General features: G+C 64.9%; 14 protein-coding genes and 1 pseudogene. 7 read left to right on the plus strand and 8 right to left on the minus strand.

All coding sequences use genetic code 11. From position 1 onward, the window contains the following. Positions 1-4: 4 nt before the first annotated feature. The 3 genes from pdxA to PCE31106_RS17945 are packed head-to-tail and all read right to left on the minus strand — an operon-like array spanning position 5 to position 4,805. Complete coding sequence (pdxA, locus tag PCE31106_RS17935; RefSeq protein ID WP_150564225.1) at positions 5-1,084, minus strand: 4-hydroxythreonine-4-phosphate dehydrogenase PdxA; 1,080 nt, start codon at positions 1,082-1,084, stop codon at positions 5-7. 51 nt (positions 1,085-1,135) lie between these two features. Next, a complete protein-coding gene (locus PCE31106_RS17940; protein ID WP_017235201.1) occupies positions 1,136-2,503 on the minus strand; it encodes a peptidylprolyl isomerase in 1,368 nt (455 codons plus the stop codon). After that, positions 2,496-4,805, minus strand: a complete 2,310-nt coding sequence (locus PCE31106_RS17945; protein ID WP_174975270.1) for an LPS-assembly protein LptD — start codon at positions 4,803-4,805, stop codon at positions 2,496-2,498. Before PCE31106_RS17945 ends, PCE31106_RS17940 begins: the two co-directional genes overlap by 8 nt. A 214-nt stretch (positions 4,806-5,019) precedes the next feature. Here PCE31106_RS17945 and PCE31106_RS17950 point away from each other — a divergent pair, with 214 nt between their 5' ends. The 7 genes from PCE31106_RS17950 (at position 5,020) to purH (ending at position 12,649) form a co-directional block, all read left to right on the plus strand. Then, the gene (locus tag PCE31106_RS17950) at positions 5,020-6,105 is read left to right on the plus strand and encodes an aminoglycoside phosphotransferase family protein (protein WP_174975273.1); all 1,086 of its coding nucleotides are present in this window, start codon (positions 5,020-5,022) and stop codon (positions 6,103-6,105) included. A gap of 19 nt (positions 6,106-6,124) precedes the next feature. Continuing rightward, positions 6,125-6,865: an N-acetylmuramate alpha-1-phosphate uridylyltransferase MurU gene (gene murU / locus PCE31106_RS17955; protein WP_150564288.1), complete on the plus strand. Its 741-nt coding sequence runs from the start codon at positions 6,125-6,127 to the stop codon at positions 6,863-6,865. A gap of 30 nt (positions 6,866-6,895) precedes the next feature. After that, on the plus strand, positions 6,896-8,239 hold the full coding sequence (locus tag PCE31106_RS17960; protein WP_437343830.1) for an aminopeptidase P N-terminal domain-containing protein: 1,344 nt from the start codon (positions 6,896-6,898) through the stop codon (positions 8,237-8,239). Continuing rightward, positions 8,239-9,573 carry a UbiH/UbiF/VisC/COQ6 family ubiquinone biosynthesis hydroxylase gene (locus tag PCE31106_RS17965; RefSeq protein ID WP_150564228.1) on the plus strand — a complete coding sequence of 445 codons (1,335 nt, stop codon included), beginning with the start codon at positions 8,239-8,241 and terminating at the stop codon, positions 9,571-9,573. Before PCE31106_RS17960 ends, PCE31106_RS17965 begins: the two co-directional genes overlap by 1 nt. Positions 9,574-9,681: 108 nt before the next feature. Then, positions 9,682-10,710, plus strand: a complete 1,029-nt coding sequence (gene dusB / locus PCE31106_RS17970) for a tRNA dihydrouridine synthase DusB (RefSeq protein ID WP_026132199.1) — start codon at positions 9,682-9,684, stop codon at positions 10,708-10,710. Further along, positions 10,707-10,940 (plus strand): Fis family transcriptional regulator, encoded by a 234-nt coding sequence (locus PCE31106_RS17975; protein ID WP_010803993.1) that lies wholly within the window; start codon positions 10,707-10,709, stop codon positions 10,938-10,940. Before dusB ends, PCE31106_RS17975 begins: the two co-directional genes overlap by 4 nt. Positions 10,941-11,083: 143 nt before the next feature. Beyond that, the gene (gene purH, locus PCE31106_RS17980; RefSeq protein WP_150564229.1) at positions 11,084-12,649 is read left to right on the plus strand and encodes a bifunctional phosphoribosylaminoimidazolecarboxamide formyltransferase/IMP cyclohydrolase; all 1,566 of its coding nucleotides are present in this window, start codon (positions 11,084-11,086) and stop codon (positions 12,647-12,649) included. 88 nt (positions 12,650-12,737) lie between these two features. Here purH and PCE31106_RS17985 read toward each other — a convergent pair whose 3' ends face one another. The 5 genes and pseudogenes from PCE31106_RS17985 to PCE31106_RS18005 all read right to left on the minus strand — a co-directional run bounded on the left by PCE31106_RS17985 (position 12,738) and on the right by PCE31106_RS18005 (position 16,407). After that, positions 12,738-13,793 carry a porin gene (locus PCE31106_RS17985; RefSeq protein ID WP_174975274.1) on the minus strand — a complete coding sequence of 352 codons (1,056 nt, stop codon included), beginning with the start codon at positions 13,791-13,793 and terminating at the stop codon, positions 12,738-12,740. 42 nt (positions 13,794-13,835) lie between these two features. After that, positions 13,836-14,150, minus strand: a complete 315-nt coding sequence (locus PCE31106_RS17990) for a hypothetical protein (protein WP_150564231.1) — start codon at positions 14,148-14,150, stop codon at positions 13,836-13,838. Between the two features lie 185 nt (positions 14,151-14,335). Further along, positions 14,336-15,103 (minus strand): annotated as a pseudogene (locus PCE31106_RS17995) (molybdopterin cofactor-binding domain-containing protein); the annotation flags it as partial. Beyond that, a complete protein-coding gene (locus PCE31106_RS18000) occupies positions 15,082-15,294 on the minus strand; it encodes a 2Fe-2S iron-sulfur cluster-binding protein (RefSeq protein ID WP_150564233.1) in 213 nt (70 codons plus the stop codon). The pseudogene PCE31106_RS17995 and the gene PCE31106_RS18000, both read right to left, overlap by 22 nt. A 171-nt stretch (positions 15,295-15,465) precedes the next feature. Continuing rightward, positions 15,466-16,407 carry an AraC family transcriptional regulator gene (locus PCE31106_RS18005; RefSeq protein WP_150564234.1) on the minus strand — a complete coding sequence of 314 codons (942 nt, stop codon included), beginning with the start codon at positions 16,405-16,407 and terminating at the stop codon, positions 15,466-15,468. Positions 16,408-16,503 lie beyond the last annotated feature (96 nt).

Raw genomic sequence — 16,503 nt, forward strand, 5'->3', positions numbered from 1 at the left:
TTCCTTATGAACGCGGTTTTGCGGCGTGCGGATCGCCGCTCGCGCCTGCGGTCAATGATGCGTGTGTCGCGGCATTGGCTGCCATGGTGGCGGCCGTACGCAAGGCTTCAAGCAGGCTGCCGCTCTCGGCTTGCCCGGTGCCTGCGAGATCGAGGGCCGTGCCGTGATCGACCGACGTGCGGATGATCGGCAGGCCTAGCGTGATGTTCACGCCTGCGCCGAAGCTCGCGTACTTGAGCACCGGTAGTCCCTGGTCGTGGTACATCGCGAGAACCGCATCGGCCCCTTCGAGGTGGCGTGGCTGGAAGAGTGTATCGGCGGGATACGGGCCGCGAGCGTCGATACCGGCGGCGCGCGCGTCGTCGAGGGCCGGTGTGATGACGTCGATTTCCTCGCGGCCGAGGTAACCCGATTCCCCCGCGTGCGGGTTGAGACCGGTGACGAGAATGCGCGGGCGCGTCACGCCGAAATGACGCATCAGATCCTGATTGAGGATGATGAGCGTTTGCAGCAGATCGTCGCGACGAATCGCACCCGGCACTTGCGCGAGCGGCAGATGCGTCGTCGCCAGCGCCACGCGCAGTCCACCGCCGGCCAGCATCATCACGACACGTGGCGTGCCGGTGCGCTCGGCCAGGTACTCGGTGTGGCCGGTGAAGGCCACGCCACAGTCGTTGATCGTGCTCTTCTGTAGCGGTGCCGTGACAATGGCGTGATAGGTGCCGGCCAGCGCTCCATCGATGGCATCGTCGAGCAGTGCCAGCACGTAACGACCGTTGGCGGCGTCGAGCTTCCCTGCCTGTGCCGTGACGGCGAGCGGATGGTGGACGACACGCACGCGAGCAGCGGCCAGCAATGCCTGCCAGGCGTCGCCGAGCCCCACGGCCTGCGCACGTGCCGCGAGCAGCGACGCATCGCCGAGCACGGCGAACTGGCAACGGAGAAGGGGGGCGTCGACGCTGACGTCGGTGGCACCTTCCGTGGGCGACAGGCACTTCACCAGTGCCTGTACCGTCAGCTCCGGCCCGACGCCCGCCGGTTCACCCGTGGTGATGGCGAGGGCGAAGGACCGGTCGGAAGTCATGCCTGGGACGAGAGAGAGAAGAGAGGGGGACTGAAATGTCTCACACGCCGCTTACTGTTGCGCGCTATTGAGACGATAGTCGACATAAGCACTGTCACGCAGTTGCTGCAACCAGTCGCGGTACTGCTGCTCGGCCTTGCGGCCACGCAGTTCCTGCATCGCGACATTGCGCTCCTGATCGCCCGAGACCTGCGTCTCGCGATGACCCAGCACTTGAATCAGGTGATAGCCATACTCAGAGCGCACCGGGTCGCTGATCTGACCGTCCTTGAGTTCGGACATGGCGCGCTCGAATGCCGGTACGGTCTCACCCGGCGAGATCCAGCCGAGATCACCGCCCTGCGATGCCGAACCGTCCGCCGAGAACTGTCGTGCAAAGTCCGCGAAATCGCCCTTCCCCGCTTCGATCTTGGCCTTGATGTCGAGCAGCTTTTGACGAGCCTGCGCTTCCGACACACCATCGCCCACCCGGATCAGGATGTGACGCGCGTGGATCTGCGGCACGGTCATGCCTTGCTCACCGCCCTGCTTGCGGGTCTCGACCAGCTTGATGACGTGGAAGCCGTTGTTGCTGCGAAGCACCTGCGGAACCACCGTCCCTGGCTGCAGCTTCTGAATCTGGCTCAGGTACAGATCGGGAATGCGTTCGGGAATGCGAAAGCCCATGTCGCCGCCGCTCGCGGCATCGGAGGCGTCCGAATACTGCTTGGCAAGCGCTGCGAAATCTCCGCCGGCTTTCGCCTTGTCCAGTGCTTCGTCCGCCTTCTTCTGCGCCGCACTGACCTGGTCGGGCGAAGCGCCCTCGGGCACCTTCACGAGGATTTCGCTCAGGCGGTACTCGGTTTCAGACGGCGTCGCCGTGGCACCGCGCTGTGCGGCGAGGAAGGTGTTGACTTCCGAATCGCTGACTTGCACCTGACTGTCGACTTCGCGATCGCGCAGGCGTGCCATCACGATCTGTTCGCGCACTTCCTTGCGGAAGGCGTCCCATGGCACACCGGCCTGCGACAGTCTCGCCTTGTACTGATCGATGCTCAGATGGTTGTCGGCGGCGATGCGTTGCAGGGCCTGCTCGACGTCGGCGTCCTTCACGACGATGCCGTCTTCCTTCGCGCGCTGAAGCTGCACTTGCGTGACGATCAATTGCTCGAGCACCTGGCGCTGCAGCAGATCGGCGTCCGGAATCGGCCGCTTGGCGAGCACTAGCTGATGCTTGGCCTCCTCGATACGCGCGTCGAGTTCCTTCCGGGTGATCACGCTGTCGTTGACCACGGCCACGATGGAATCGACCGCGCGCACGGACGATGCAGGCGTCCCCGCGACACGGCTACCGACCGGCGCCGGCTGGGCCACCGCCACCCCGGCGGCGAGACACAGGCTCGCCAGCAGCGAGGCACGCTTCACAAACATGTCATTCATAGTTGCTGAATCGAGAAGGAATCTGGTTCGTCGGCGGCGCCTGATAACCCGGCACCCCGACCTTGAAGGCTTCTGTGGCGCTGTTGCCGGACTTCGTCAAGCCTTTTAACTCCAACTGCGCGAAGATACGCGAAGTTGTCGTGGTGGCATTGGTCGCATAGCGCTGGAGCCCCACCCGGAAGGCCCAGCAGTCGGCATCATACTCGAAACCCGCCAGGGCATCGATGAAGGTCTTGTCGGTAATGCTGTAGTTCAGGCGCCCCACAACGCCCAACCGCGGTGTGATCGGCCACTGACCGGAAAGTTCGACCTGATTGATCGGCGTGACGGTCAATGCGGTCTGTCCCACGACCGGCACAGGGTTTCGGAGGTAGCGGTAATACACGTTGAACACCCGTCGCTCCCCCGGGCGCCATGTCACGCCGACATCCGAGCGGTTGAACTGCGACGTGCTCGGGCTGTATTGCACGGCGGTGCTGAACGTGATGTTTCGGTAAAGCAATGCCGAACCACCGACCAGAAAATCGGATATGCCGGCGTCTTCCGGCGTGCCGCCCGGCATCGTCACGAGCGAGCGTGTGAAGTTGTAGCGCTGCGCGTACCAGACACGGCCTCGTTCCACCCCCGACTCCGCATCGATCAGGCGCGAGGTCAGTGCCGCCGTCACGCGATTGGCATCCTGAATCCGGTCGACGCCGATGAACGAGTTCTCGCTGAAGATTTCCGCCAGGTTGAAGTCGGAAACCGCGCTGTCGAAAATCGGAATGGAACTCTGATTTCGATACGGCGTGTAGACATAGAACAGGCGCGGTTCCAGCGTCTGCCGCATCGCCGAGCCGAACAGGTTCAGCGGGCGCTCGAACGTCAGTCCGGTATCGAGGCTGAGCGTCGGCACCGTGCGCGTGATCGACGACTGCATCGTCGAGCCGTTCGCATAATCGATGTTGTACGCGGCCGCGTTGAAGATAACCTTCGGCACGATAAAGTAGCCAGGGGTCAGGATCGGGTAGCTCAACGTCGGCTGCGCATAAAGGCGCTCGCCATTTGGCTGCCCCGTCGACGACGCAATCTGGAACCGGTTGTACTTGATCGGCATCGTGAAATCGAAGCCGTGGAAGTCCAGCTTGTTGTAGGTCGCCGACAGTTCCGGCACCGACTCGTACTGCGGCGCGGTCGGCGCGAGCGTCTGATACTTCAGCACTCGGGCAAGGAACGACCAATTGCCGTACCCCCACGTCAACCCGGCTTCGCGATTGTAGACACGCTGCACACCGGTCTGGAAGTTGGTGCCCGCACCGAAATCGTCCGGATAGGTGTCGTCGGAGACCTTCGTGAAGTTGACGTAGCCATTCACGCCGTAGCCGAGCGACTGGCTATGCTGCCATGTGAACGTGTAGCGGGCGTCCCCCGTAATTCGGTCCTTCGGCAGGTATTCGAAATGGAACAACCCTGCGTACGTCGGCTCGAGGTAGCGGAAATCGCCGTTGAGCATCACACCGCGCTTGGTCATGAAGCGGGGGGTGAGCGTCAGGTCACGGTTCGGCGCGATATTGAAGTAATACGGCGTCGCCAGCTCGAAGCCGGTGCGGCTCGACTGAGTGAAGGTCGGCGCCAGGAAGCCCGAGCGACGTTCGTTCGACGTCGGGAACGACAGATACGGGCTGGCAAGAATCGGCACGCCCTGGAAAAACAGGATGCCGTTGTACGCCGTGCCTTCCTGCTGCTCCTGATCGAACTCGAACTCGGACGCCTTGATGTACCAGGCTGGCGTCTTGCCGTCGTCCGTGCACGCGCAGGCGGAATACGTGCCGCGCTGCAGGGTCACCACGTTGCTCGCCTCGACGTCCGCGCGCTCCGACTTTCCGCCCCCGCCCGTCACGAGTTTGTAGGTCGGCGTCAGCATATAGCCGTCGCCCGCACCGGTGTACATATGCGCCTCGGGGCCGAGGAACAGATTGCCCCCTTGCGACAGGCGCGCATTGCCACGCGCCACGACCTCGTCAGAGTCCTGATCGTACGTGAGGCGATCGCCCTTCACGAACGAACGGTACTTGCGCGCCTCGGCGTCGCCATCGACGGTCGCATCCACGTTGGTCCGGCCGGTGAGGTGCATGCCGCGCACATACATCGGCACGTCGTCTCCGGCGCCCAACGGGTTGTCGACGAGCGCCGGCACCGTGCGCAACACCAATCCGTCGCTCTTGGCAATATCGGGAGGGGGGGCTTCCTGCGCACCGGCGAGCGAACACCACACGCCCGGCAGGGAGAGCAGGAGTGCCAGTGGCTTTCGGCGCGCGCGCATCAGGCGCCGCAGCGAAGAAACATCATTCGTATGGACTTGTTTATCCGGCATGTACGCAAACAGCGTGACAATCGAGGCGCCGCTTGCAGGCAGCCAATCCCGCATGTCTGCACGGCGTTGCCGGGACATTCGGGACGGTCGATCGAGGTCGAGAAACAGGGCGTCTGGAAAACATGATCGGGTATTATATGGCAAGACGTTTACGACCCCCATCATGACCGCACATCCCGCTGCCTCCGCGAGTGTTTCCGACGCTTCCCACGCGCTCTCCAACGCCACCGATGCTCGCCTGCAAGCCCTCGGCCACTGGCTCGCCAGCATCGCCGAACCGTTCGCGCTGGACATGGCGCAGTGGGCGCCGGCCTCCGCGGACGCCAGTTTCCGGCGCTACTTCCGTATCGGCAGTCACGATCCTGCGCATCCGAGCCTGATCGTGATGGACGCACCGCCGCCGCAGGAGGATTGCCGTCCGTTCGTGCACGTCGCCCAATTACTCGCCGACGCGGGCCTGCAGGCTCCGAAGGTGCTCGCCGAAGATCTCGCGCAGGGTTTCCTGCTGCTCTCGGACCTCGGGCGCGAGACGTATCTCGACGTCATCAACGAGGACAATGCCCGCCCCCTCATGCGCGCCGCGCTCGATGCGCTGATCGTCTGGCAGATGCAGTCCCGCCCGGACGTGCTGCCCGCGTACGACACGGCGCTGCTCCAGCGCGAACTCGATCTGTTCCCGGACTGGTACGTTGGCAAGCACCTGAAGGTAACGCTGAGCGCGGACCAACGGGCGACGCTCGACCGCATCAATCAGTTGCTCATCGACAGTGCGCTCGCGCAACCCAAGGTGTTCGTGCACCGCGATTACATGCCGCGCAATCTGATGCCAGGCCTGCCGGGCACCACGGGTCCCGGCATTCTCGACTTCCAGGACGCCGTCTACGGACCGCTCACGTACGACGTGATCTCGCTGATGCGCGATGCCTTCCTCAGTTGGGACGAAGAACGTCAGCTCGACTGGCTGGCGTATTACTGGGAACGCGCCCGCAAGGCCGGCCTGCCGGTCGACGCCGACTTCGGCGAGTTTTACCGTCAGGCGGAATGGATGGGGCTGCAGCGTCATCTGAAGGTGCTCGGTATTTTCGCGCGCATCAACTATCGTGACGGCAAGCCGCGCTATCTGGCCGACACGCCGCGCTTCCTCGGCTACGCGCGCAAGGTCGCCGACCGCTACGCGCCGCTCCGCCCGCTCGCCCAGTTGCTCGATGCACTGACCGGCCAGCGCACGGATGTCGGCTACACGTTCTGAGGCGCACCGCATGACCGCAATGAAGGCGATGATCTTCGCGGCCGGGCGCGGCGAGCGCATGCGCCCGCTCACCGACGCCACGCCCAAGCCACTGCTCGGTGTCGGCGGCAAGCCGATCATCGTCTGGCAGATCGAAGCGCTGGCGCGCGCGGGGTTCACGGATATCGTGATCAATCACGCTTGGCTGGGCGCGCAGATCGAGGCCGCGCTAGGCGACGGCCGCGCATTTGGCGTTCGGCTTGCCTACTCGGCCGAGCGCGAAGCCCTGGAAACCGCCGGCGGAATCGCCTGCGCGCGCCCGTTGCTCGAAGGCGCCGGCGACGTGTTCCTGGCGATCGCGGGCGATATTTTCACCTCGTTCGACTACGCGGCGTTGCGCCCTCATGCGGCAAGCATGGCCGCGCAGCCTGCGCCCGGCATGCACCTGGTGATGGTGCCGAACCCGCCGTTTCATCCGAAAGGCGACTTCGCCCTCGACCCCGCTGGCCAACTGCATCTCCCCGAGGCCGCCCCGCCCACGGCGCAGGCGCTGACGTTCGGCAGCATCGCGCTGTACGACCTCCGGCTCTTTGCCGACATCGCCTCGGGCACGCGCATGGCGCTCACGCCGCTGTACCAGCGCTCGATCGCCGCCGGGCGTGTTAGTGGCGAGCGCTTCGATGGCGTGTGGGAAAACGTTGGCACCCCGGCACAACTCGCTGCGTTGAACGCCGACGTGCGGGCCCGGCACGACGGCGCCCCCGGCAGTAGAATCGCCTGACGACGTTTTCAATCGACCGAACCGACCGAAATGGAGCCCGCGATGACTGATTCCCCCTACCGCGCCCGCCGCGAGCGCGTCATCGAACAGATGCGCAAGGCCGGTGGCGGTGTCGCCGTTCTGCCGACCGCGCCCGAAGTGCCGCGCAACCGCGACAGCGACTATCCCTATCGTCACGACAGCTATTTCTATTACCTGTCCGGCTTCACGGAGCCCGATGCGGTCGTGGTGCTCGACAGCCGCACGGGTCATTCCATCCTGTTCTGCCGCGCGAAGAACGAAGAACGCGAGATCTGGGACGGCTATCGCTACGGCCCGGAAGCCGCGCGCGAGACCTTCGGCTTCGACGCCGCCTACCCCATCGACGAGATCGATACGCGCGTGCCGCAACTGCTGGCCGACGCGCCGGCGCTGTTCTATGCGCTCGGCGCTTCGGCGCAGCAGGATCGTCAGGTCCGTCACTGGCTGAGCGCGGTGCGTGCGCAGGGCCGAACGGGGGTGTCGGCACCGTCTGCCGCGCGCGATATCCGCGCGATCCTCGACGAGATGCGTCTGGTCAAGGACCCGGTTGAAATCGACATCATGGCGCGTGCGGGCAAGATTTCGGCAGAAGCCCATGTGCGTGCGATGAAGGCATCGCGCCCGGGGCTGCGTGAATATCATCTCGAAGCCGAGCTGCTATACGAATTCCGCCGCAACGGCTCGCAATTCCCCGCTTACGGTTCGATCGTCGCCACCGGCGCCAATGCGACGGTGCTGCACTATCGCGCCGGCGACGCCAAGCTGCGCGACGGCGATCTGTGCCTGATCGATGCCGCTTGCGAACTCGATGGCTACGCGTCGGACATCACGCGCACGTTCCCGGTCAACGGCAAGTTCACTGCGGCACAGCGCGAGCTGTATGACATCGTGCTCGCCTCGCAACAGGCGGCTATCGACGCAACGCGCGCGGGCGTGCGCTTCGACGCGCCCCACGATGCCGCCGTGCGCGTGCTCGCCCAAGGCATGCTCGACACGGGTCTGCTCAAACACGATGCGGTGGGCGGCCTCGACGACGTAATCGCCAACAAGTCGTTCAGCCGCTTCTACATGCACCGCACGGGGCACTGGATCGGCATGGACGTCCACGATTGCGGCGAGTACCGCGAGGAGGGTCCGAACGGCGAACGTCCGTGGCGCACGCTGGTCCCGAACATGGTGACGACCATCGAGCCGGGCATCTACGTGCGCCCCGCGCCGGACATCGACGAGCGCTACTGGAACATCGGCATTCGCATCGAGGACGATGCGGTCGTGACCGCCGACGGCTGCACACTGCTCACGCGCGACGTGCCGGTCGATGCCGACGAGATCGAAGCGCTGATGCGTGGCTGATGACTGACGCTCAGGTTCCCGCTGGTTCCACACACGCCGCCTACGCGGCGGACGACGCGCACGCGCGACGGTTTGATCTGGCGATCGTCGGCGCCGGCCCGGTCGGCACGGCACTCGCGCTTCTGCTCGCGCAGCGCGCGCCGCAGCTACGGATCGCGCTGGTCGACGCGCGCGGCGCGCAGGCCGGGTACGACGACCCGCGCACGCTCGCGCTTTCGCATGGCAGCCGCGAAATTCTCGCGCGCGCCGGCGCCTGGCCGCACAACGCGGCCGGGCTCGACAGCACACCGATTCAACATATTCACGTCTCGCAAGCGCGCCGCTTCGGCAGCACGGAAATTGATTATCTCGATCACGGCGTCCCCGCACTCGGTTACGTGGTGCGATACGGCGCGCTGATGCGCGCACTGGACTCCGCCATGTCGCGCGTTCCCGGGCGCGTCGAACACGCGCCGCCGCCAGCGTCCGCCTCGCCGGAGGGGGCCGACGCGTTGCCCGCACCGGATCGACCGGGTCTGCATCACTTCCGCCCGTACCGGGCCATCGCCCTGAGCCAGGACGCGCATCAGGTCACCATGACCCTCGGCACGTCCGTCGACGATCGCGCGCAAACGCTGCACGCCGCGCTCGCCGTCAATGCGGAAGGGGGGCTGTTCGAGCGTCAGATGGCGCGCCCTCATGCGCGCGACTACGGTCAGACGGCCCTCGTCGGGTTCGTCACCTGCGAGCGTCCACGCATCGGATGGGCATGGGAGCGCTTCACGACGGACGGCCCGCTGGCCCTGCTGCCGCAGGAAAACGGCTACGCGTTGGTGTGGTGCTGCCCGCACGCCGAGGCGAAGCGTCGGCGCGAACTGGGCGATGCCCAGTTCCTGAGCGAGTTGCACGCCGCCTTCGGCGACCGCATGGGCCGGTTCACCTCGATTGTCGGCCGTGCAGGTTTCCCGCTGGGCCTCAACGCGCTCGGCCACGTCGTCGACGGCCGGATCGCCGCCATCGGCAACGCCGCGCAAACGCTCCACCCGGTGGCGGGACAAGGGCTGAACCTCGGCCTGCGCGACGCCTTCGACCTGGCCGACGCCCTCGTTCGCGACATTCGCGGCGGCACGCCGCACCCCGGCGTGCCGAGCCCCGCGGCGCTGACCGCCTTCGCCCGCCGGCGCCGCGCCGACCGGGGTCTCACGATCCGCATCACCGACCTGTTGCCTCGCGTCTTCGGCATCGACGCGGCCCCGGTCGCCCTGCTGCGCAGTGTGGCCCTCGCGAGCCTCGACCTTGTCCCGCCGCTCAAAACGGCCTTCGCCCGCCAGATGATGTTCGGCCAGCGCGGCTGAGTGTCTGGCTTGCCCGGCGCGACGATCGGACCGCCTGCTCATTTTTTAGGCGACGAGAATGGGTTTTCGCAGTAAAATGCCAACTTTTTCCTGCCTTTTCCCTTCATCGTGCATATCGGCCCCCACGAACTCCGCAATAACCTGTTCGTCGCCCCCATGGCGGGTGTGACGGATCGGCCGTTCCGCCAGTTGTGCAAGCGACTCGGTGCGGGCTATGCCGTCTCGGAGATGGTGGCCTCGAACGCCCAACTGTGGAAGAGCGAGAAGACGATGCGCCGCGCCAATCACGCGGGTGAAGTCGCGCCGATCTCGGTGCAGATCGCAGGTGCCGACCCGGCCATGATGGCCGAGGCCGCCCGCTACAACGTGGAGCGCGGCGCCCAGATCATCGACATCAACATGGGCTGCCCGGCCAAGAAGGTGTGCAACGTCGCCGCCGGATCGGCCCTACTGCAAAACGAACCGCTCGTCGCCCGCATCGTGTCCGCCGTCGTCGGCGCCGTGGGCGATGTGGTGCCGGTCACGCTGAAGATTCGCACGGGCTGGGATCGCGAACACAAGAACGCCCTCACGGTCGCCCGTATCGCCGAAGACTGCGGCATCAGCATGCTCACGGTGCACGGTCGCACGCGCGCCGACCTCTACCACGGCGACGCAGAGTACGAGACCATCGCCGCCGTCAAGGCCGCGGCCCGCATTCCGGTGGTCGCCAACGGCGATATCGACTCGGCGCAAAAGGCCAGACATGTGCTGGACGTCACGGGCGCGGACGCCATCATGATCGGCCGCGCCGCCCAAGGGCGTCCGTGGTTGTTCCGCGACATCGAGCTGTTTCTCACGACGGGCGAGATCGCCTTGCCGCCGCGCGTCGACGAGATCCAGCAAATCATGAACGAACACCTCGAGGATCATTACGAGTTTTACGGGGAATACACCGGTGTGCGGACCGCGCGCAAGCATATCGCGTGGTATTCGCGTGGCCTGCCGGGGGCAGCCACGTTCCGCCAGCGTATGAATACGCTCGACACCACGCAGGACCAGTTGGCTGCGGTCAACGAGTTTTTCGAACAGCAGAAGGCGCACTCGGACCGTCTCTGCTATGAACAAGAATCGCCGAGGGAGCTATTAGCCGCATGAGCAAAACAAACATAGAACAATGCGTGCGCGACAGTCTGGATTCGTATTTCCGCGATCTGGATGGCGCACGACCACACGATGTCTACGATATGGTCGTCTCGGTCGTCGAGAAGCCGCTGCTCGAGTTCGTGCTCGGCAAGGCCGACGGCAACCAGTCGCTCGCTGCAGAATACCTGGGGATCAACCGCAACACGCTGCGCAAGAAGTTGCAGCAGCACGGCCTGCTCTAGCCGTTGCGCGCGAACGGGAGGCCGTCTAGACCCACGCGCCGCCCGTCAGCCCCATCGCGGGGCGCGCCTGCGTCGACGACGCCGCATGGTGCCCACCCCATTTGCCCACGTCGCCCGTTTTTGCCGCTTCACTACTGTCCGTCATGATCAAGCAAGCTCTCATTTCCGTCTCCGACAAGACCGGCATCGTCGACTTCGCCAAGTCGCTCGCTGCGCAGGGCGTGTCGCTCCTCTCCACTGGCGGCACCGCCAAGTTGCTGGCTGACGCCGGCCTCAAGGTGACCGAAGTGGCCGACTACACCGGCTTCCCGGAAATGCTCGACGGGCGCGTGAAGACACTGCATCCGAAGGTTCACGGCGGCATTCTGGCCCGCCGCGACCTGCCCGAGCACATGGCCGCGCTCGCGAAGCACGACATTCCGACGATCGACCTGCTCGTGGTGAACCTGTACCCGTTCGTGCAGACCATCGCGCGCGATGACTGCTCGCTCGACGACGCCATCGAGAACATCGACATCGGCGGCCCGACGATGCTGCGCTCGGCCGCGAAGAACCATCGCGACGTCACCGTGATCGTCGACCCGGCCGACTACGCCGTGGTGCTCGACGAAATGAAGGCGAACGGCAACACGGTCGGCTACGCCACGAACTTCCGTCTGGCCACGAAGGTGTTCGCTCACACGGCCCAGTACGACGGCGCGATCACGAACTACCTCACGAGCCTGGGCGAGTCGCTGCGTCACACCGAGCGCTCCGCCTACCCGGCCACGCTGAATCTCGCGTACACGAAGGTGCAGGACATGCGCTACGGCGAGAACCCGCATCAGAGCGCCGCGTTCTATCGCGACATCGTCACGCCGGAAGGCTCGCTGGCGAACTATCGCCAGCTCCAGGGCAAGGAACTGTCGTACAACAACATCGCCGACGCCGATGCCGCGTGGGAATGCGTGAAGACGTTCGACGCGCCTGCCTGCGTCATCATCAAGCACGCCAATCCTTGCGGCGTGGCCGTGGCCGCATCGCCGGTCGACGCCTATGCCAAGGCGTTCCAGACCGATCCGACGTCGGCCTTCGGCGGCATCATCGCGTTCAACCGTGAAGTCGACGAAGCCGCCGCACAGGCGGTCGCCAAGCAGTTCGTGGAAGTGCTGCTCGCGCCGTCGTTCACCGACGCCGCCAAGCAAGTCTTTGCGGCCAAGCAGAATGTGCGTCTTCTCGAAGTGCCGCTCGGCAACGGCGTGAATCAGTACGATTTCAAGCGTGTGGGCGGTGGCCTGCTGGTGCAGTCGCCGGATGCGAAGAACGTGGCCCCGCATGAACTGCGCGTGGTGACGAAGCGTCATCCGACGCCGAAGGAAATGGAAGACCTGCTCTTCGCCTGGCGCGTGGCCAAGTACGTGAAGTCGAACGCCATCGTGTTCTGCGCCGGCGGTATGACGCTGGGCGTGGGCGCCGGTCAGATGAGCCGTGTCGACTCGGCGCGCATCGCCAGCATCAAGGCCCAGAACGCCGGCCTGTCGCTGAGCGGCTCCGCCGTGGCCTCGGACGCCTTCTTTCCGTTCCGTGACGGCCTCGACGTGGTCGTCGACGCAGGCGCGACCTGCGTGATTCACCCGGGCGGCTCGATGCGCGACGACGAAGTCATCGCCGCGGCCGACGAGCGCAACGTCGCCATGCTGATGACGGGCACGCGTCACTTCCGTCACTAAGCCCTCGCCGCGATGGCCCTCGCCGGGTCATCGACAGGCGATATGAGAGGACACCCAGGATCCCCCGGGTGTCCTTTTTTTCTCTGCCTCAGAAGTAGTGCGCGACACCCACGGCCACGCCGACTTGATTGCTACCCGGCAGGATGCTTGCGCCGTAGCCGGTCACCCCCAGATTGGAGCCGTTCTGATTGCGCGAGAAACCGACTTCCGCGAACAGTTGTGTGCGCTTGGAAAGCAGATACGCCGCATTGGCCGCCAGCAAAAACGGATGTTGATTGGCCGACGTGATGTTGTTGTAGTAGATCGCCCCCGAGAGAATCACTTCGGTCACGGGCCGGTACTGCAACCCGGCGAAGATCAGTTCATTGCGGCCCGCGACGCCGGGCACGTCGCTCAGATACCACTGATATCCCACGAACGGCTTGAAGTTACCGACGGCATAGCTCGCCCCAGCCGCCACCCGCTGCGTGGTATTGCCCTGCGTCGTGACCGACGTGCCACGTTGCTGGTCGTACACCAGCGAGACATTGAGCGGACCGTTTCCGTACCCGACCGACACGCTGTACTCCTTGCCCACGCGCCACTGCCCCGGCACCTGCGCACCATTGACAATGCTGGCATCGTAACCCGTCGAGAACAGGCCCGCGACCTTGATGCCATTGAAGTTGCCGGCGTACTTGATCGAGTTGTCGGCCTTGCCAACGAACTGAGCATCGAGTGCGGGCAGCGAATAGCTGTAGTACGAAAGCGGATCGAGTTCGAGGAACGCATCGTAAATCAGGTTCTTCTGTCGGCCGAAAGTCAGTGCCCCCCATTGATTCTGCAAACCCACATACGCCTGGCGGCCAAACATGCGTCCGCCCTGCTGGAGCTGTCCCGAGTCGAGATTGAACCCTGCTTCGAGCTGCATGATCGCCTTGAGCCCGCCGCCCAGCTCTTCCGCCCCCTTGAAGCCGAAGCGATTCGCCGCCTGAGACCCATTGCTCACGCGAAAGAGTGACGCCTTGCTGCCGTTCGCGCCAGCGGCTGCGTTACTGAGGTACTCCAGACTGTTGTCCAGAATGCCGTAGATCTGCAGCCCATCCGCTTTGGCACAGCCCGCCGCAAGCGTCAACGCCATTGCCAGCCAAACCTTGTGTTTCATGACATTCCCCATTTTTATATTGGACTACGAATTACAAACGCCTCATGCAATACGCGTTCGACATTCCCGACTTCCCTGCAAGTGACCGACCGAGACGGCATTTGAGACGCCGTTGCGCAGCCCGGTGATCTCCGCCAGAATCGCCAGCGCGATTTCCGGCGGCGGGCGCGCCCCGAGCGGCAGGCCGAACGGCACCGTCAGGCGCGTCGTCGAATAGTCGAACGCTGCCGGCTGCGTAACGTTGCGCACACGCGCCACCCCCGTGCGCAGATCCAGCTCACGCACCCCGAGTCGACCGTGGCCGATGGCGTCGAGCCCGCTGCGCGGGGTCACACGCTCGACGACCAGTTCGAGCATTCCGCTGCACGGAAAGCCGAAGCGGTGCGCCTCATCGGCGTTAAGGCCGTACGTCTGCAAGTGAGGTCGCAAGCCCTGCCGGAAACCACCGGCGACCTTCCCGAGCAGCACGTCGTCGCCTTGCGCCTGCCAGCGAGCGACGGCATCTCGATGAGATACAGCAGTGGATAGTCGCCGAAGTTGCTTTGCTCCACGCCGGGCTTCGCCAACGTGTGCCAACCGGCAGACGCCGCCGTCGTCTCGATCGCCCGCGTTGCCAGCGCATCGTGTTTGAGCAGGCGTTTGCGATACTCGACAGGATCGACAGCGGCTGCGTCGGCCATCTCGTCGATAAAGCTCCCGAGAAAGAACACGCTCGACGTCGAACCGACCGAGCGCACGAAGCTCACGGAAATGTTGGGCTGCGGCACGTCCATGCCTTCGACGCGCAGGTTCGGCACCGCGTACGCGAGGTCGTAGAGCCCGTCGAGCATGGTCTCGTCATAGCCGGCCTTCTCGTAATGGTCCTTCTTGATGACGTTGTAGAGCGACTGCCCGGCCACGCGCGCATGCAGGGCCGTGGGCAGCCCGTCGTGACCGAGCACCGCCTCGAAACGACCGGAGGCGCAGGGACGATGGAGGCCGTGTCGTATGTCGTCTTCGCGAGAGCGGATCACCTTGACGGGACGCCCGACCGCCGCCGATGCCACCGCCGCATGGATCACGAAATCGGGCACGTATTTGCGTCCGAAACTGCCGCCGAGGAAGGTCGTGTGCACGATGACCTTCGCCGGTGGTAGCTTGAAGATGCCACCTAGCGCCCAGCGAACTTTGTCCTGCCCCTGGATCGGCCCCCAGACCTCGATCTCACCCTGCGCCTTGCGCACGTGCACGGTGGCGTTCACTGGCTCCATCGTCGCGTGGACGATGTACGGGGTGTGATATTCGGCCATCACACGCTTGCCGCCGGCAGCACCTGAGAGACCTGCCGCACACAGGTGCGCGTGGCTACACCATCGAGGTGTACCGTGCAGCCGCCACATGCGCCGATACCGCAGCCGTATTTGGTGCCGGTCAGCCCCGCGGCATCGCGGATGACCCTCAGCAACGGCGTGCCGTCATCGCCGTCGAAGACGAACGGCCGCCCGTTGAGTTGGAGTTCCATTGACTCTCCCGTTGTGACTGCCGTCTGCCCCGGCGTGCCTTACGACGCGCCGGCAGAAGGTGAGTGAATTCTCACAACGAGAAAATTGGCGAGCAACGACCGCTCGGCCCGAAAAGGATGCCGTTCGTCCAGAGACGGGAAAACCCTCGCGCGCTGGGCGCGATAGTCGCATCAGTTGGCCGGGCCGCAGTGCCTGAGATATTCGCGCGGCGGCAAGCCGTAGCAGCGACGAAAGGCGCGGGTGAACGCCTTCTCCGACGCGTAGCCGACGGCATCGGCCACATCGGCGATGCGCACGCCCGCGCCCGCCAGACGCTCCGCAGCCAGGTACATGCGATGCGTCGTGAGATACGACATCGGCGATTCACCCACGAGTTCGCGAAAGCGCAGGCAGAACTTCGAGCGCGACATGCCCGCGATGTCGGCCAGTTGCTCGACCGTCCAAGGCCTTTGCGGCGCGTCGTGCATCGAGGCGATGGCGCGGCCCAATTGCGGATCGGTCATGCCGCGTAGCCAATGCGTCGTCGCGCCGCCGCTGGCACCGAGATAGGCACGCAGGATCTGGATGAACAGCACGTCAGCCAGACGCGCGACGGCCACGCGCCATCCCGCATCGCACCGCATCGACTCTTCGATGAAGCCCGCCAGGGTCGTGATCAGCCGCGCGGGAACGGCTGGATCGCCGGCGCGGATATGGATGAGCGGCGGCAGCGACGCGAGCAAGGGATTGCGCACGCGCTCGCGGAACATCACCACGCCCGCGTAGAGGTCGCTCACCGGCCCCGCGCCGCCCGCGCGGAACGCGAGAGGTGTGCCGAGCCGGCGCGCGATACCCTGCGCCGTCATCAATTGCTCAAAGACCACCGGCGGCTCGTCCAGCGACGAGCACATCACGTGCTCGTGTCCATGCGGCAACAGCACGCAGTCGCCCGGCTCCACGCGCACCGGCGGCATGCCGGCCACAACGAGATAGAACGGCTCTCCCGTCGCCGTGCGAAACGGCGCACCGACCATCGCGGGCTTGCGCAGCGACCAGGGGGCGCCGAACGTGAATCGACCGGTCACGACCGCATCCGCCCGCAGATCGTTGAGAACGTCGCTCAGCGGATCCATGCCACCCCGCCTTGCACGACGTGAAGATCAATTCGCCACATGGGTGGAACTTTGATTTATATACGGATAAACGGAAGTATGCCGTTTCGCTCGCCG

The sequence above is a fragment of the Pandoraea cepalis genome, from assembly GCF_902459665.1.
GTDB classification, from domain to species: Bacteria; Pseudomonadota; Gammaproteobacteria; order Burkholderiales; family Burkholderiaceae; genus Pandoraea; species Pandoraea cepalis.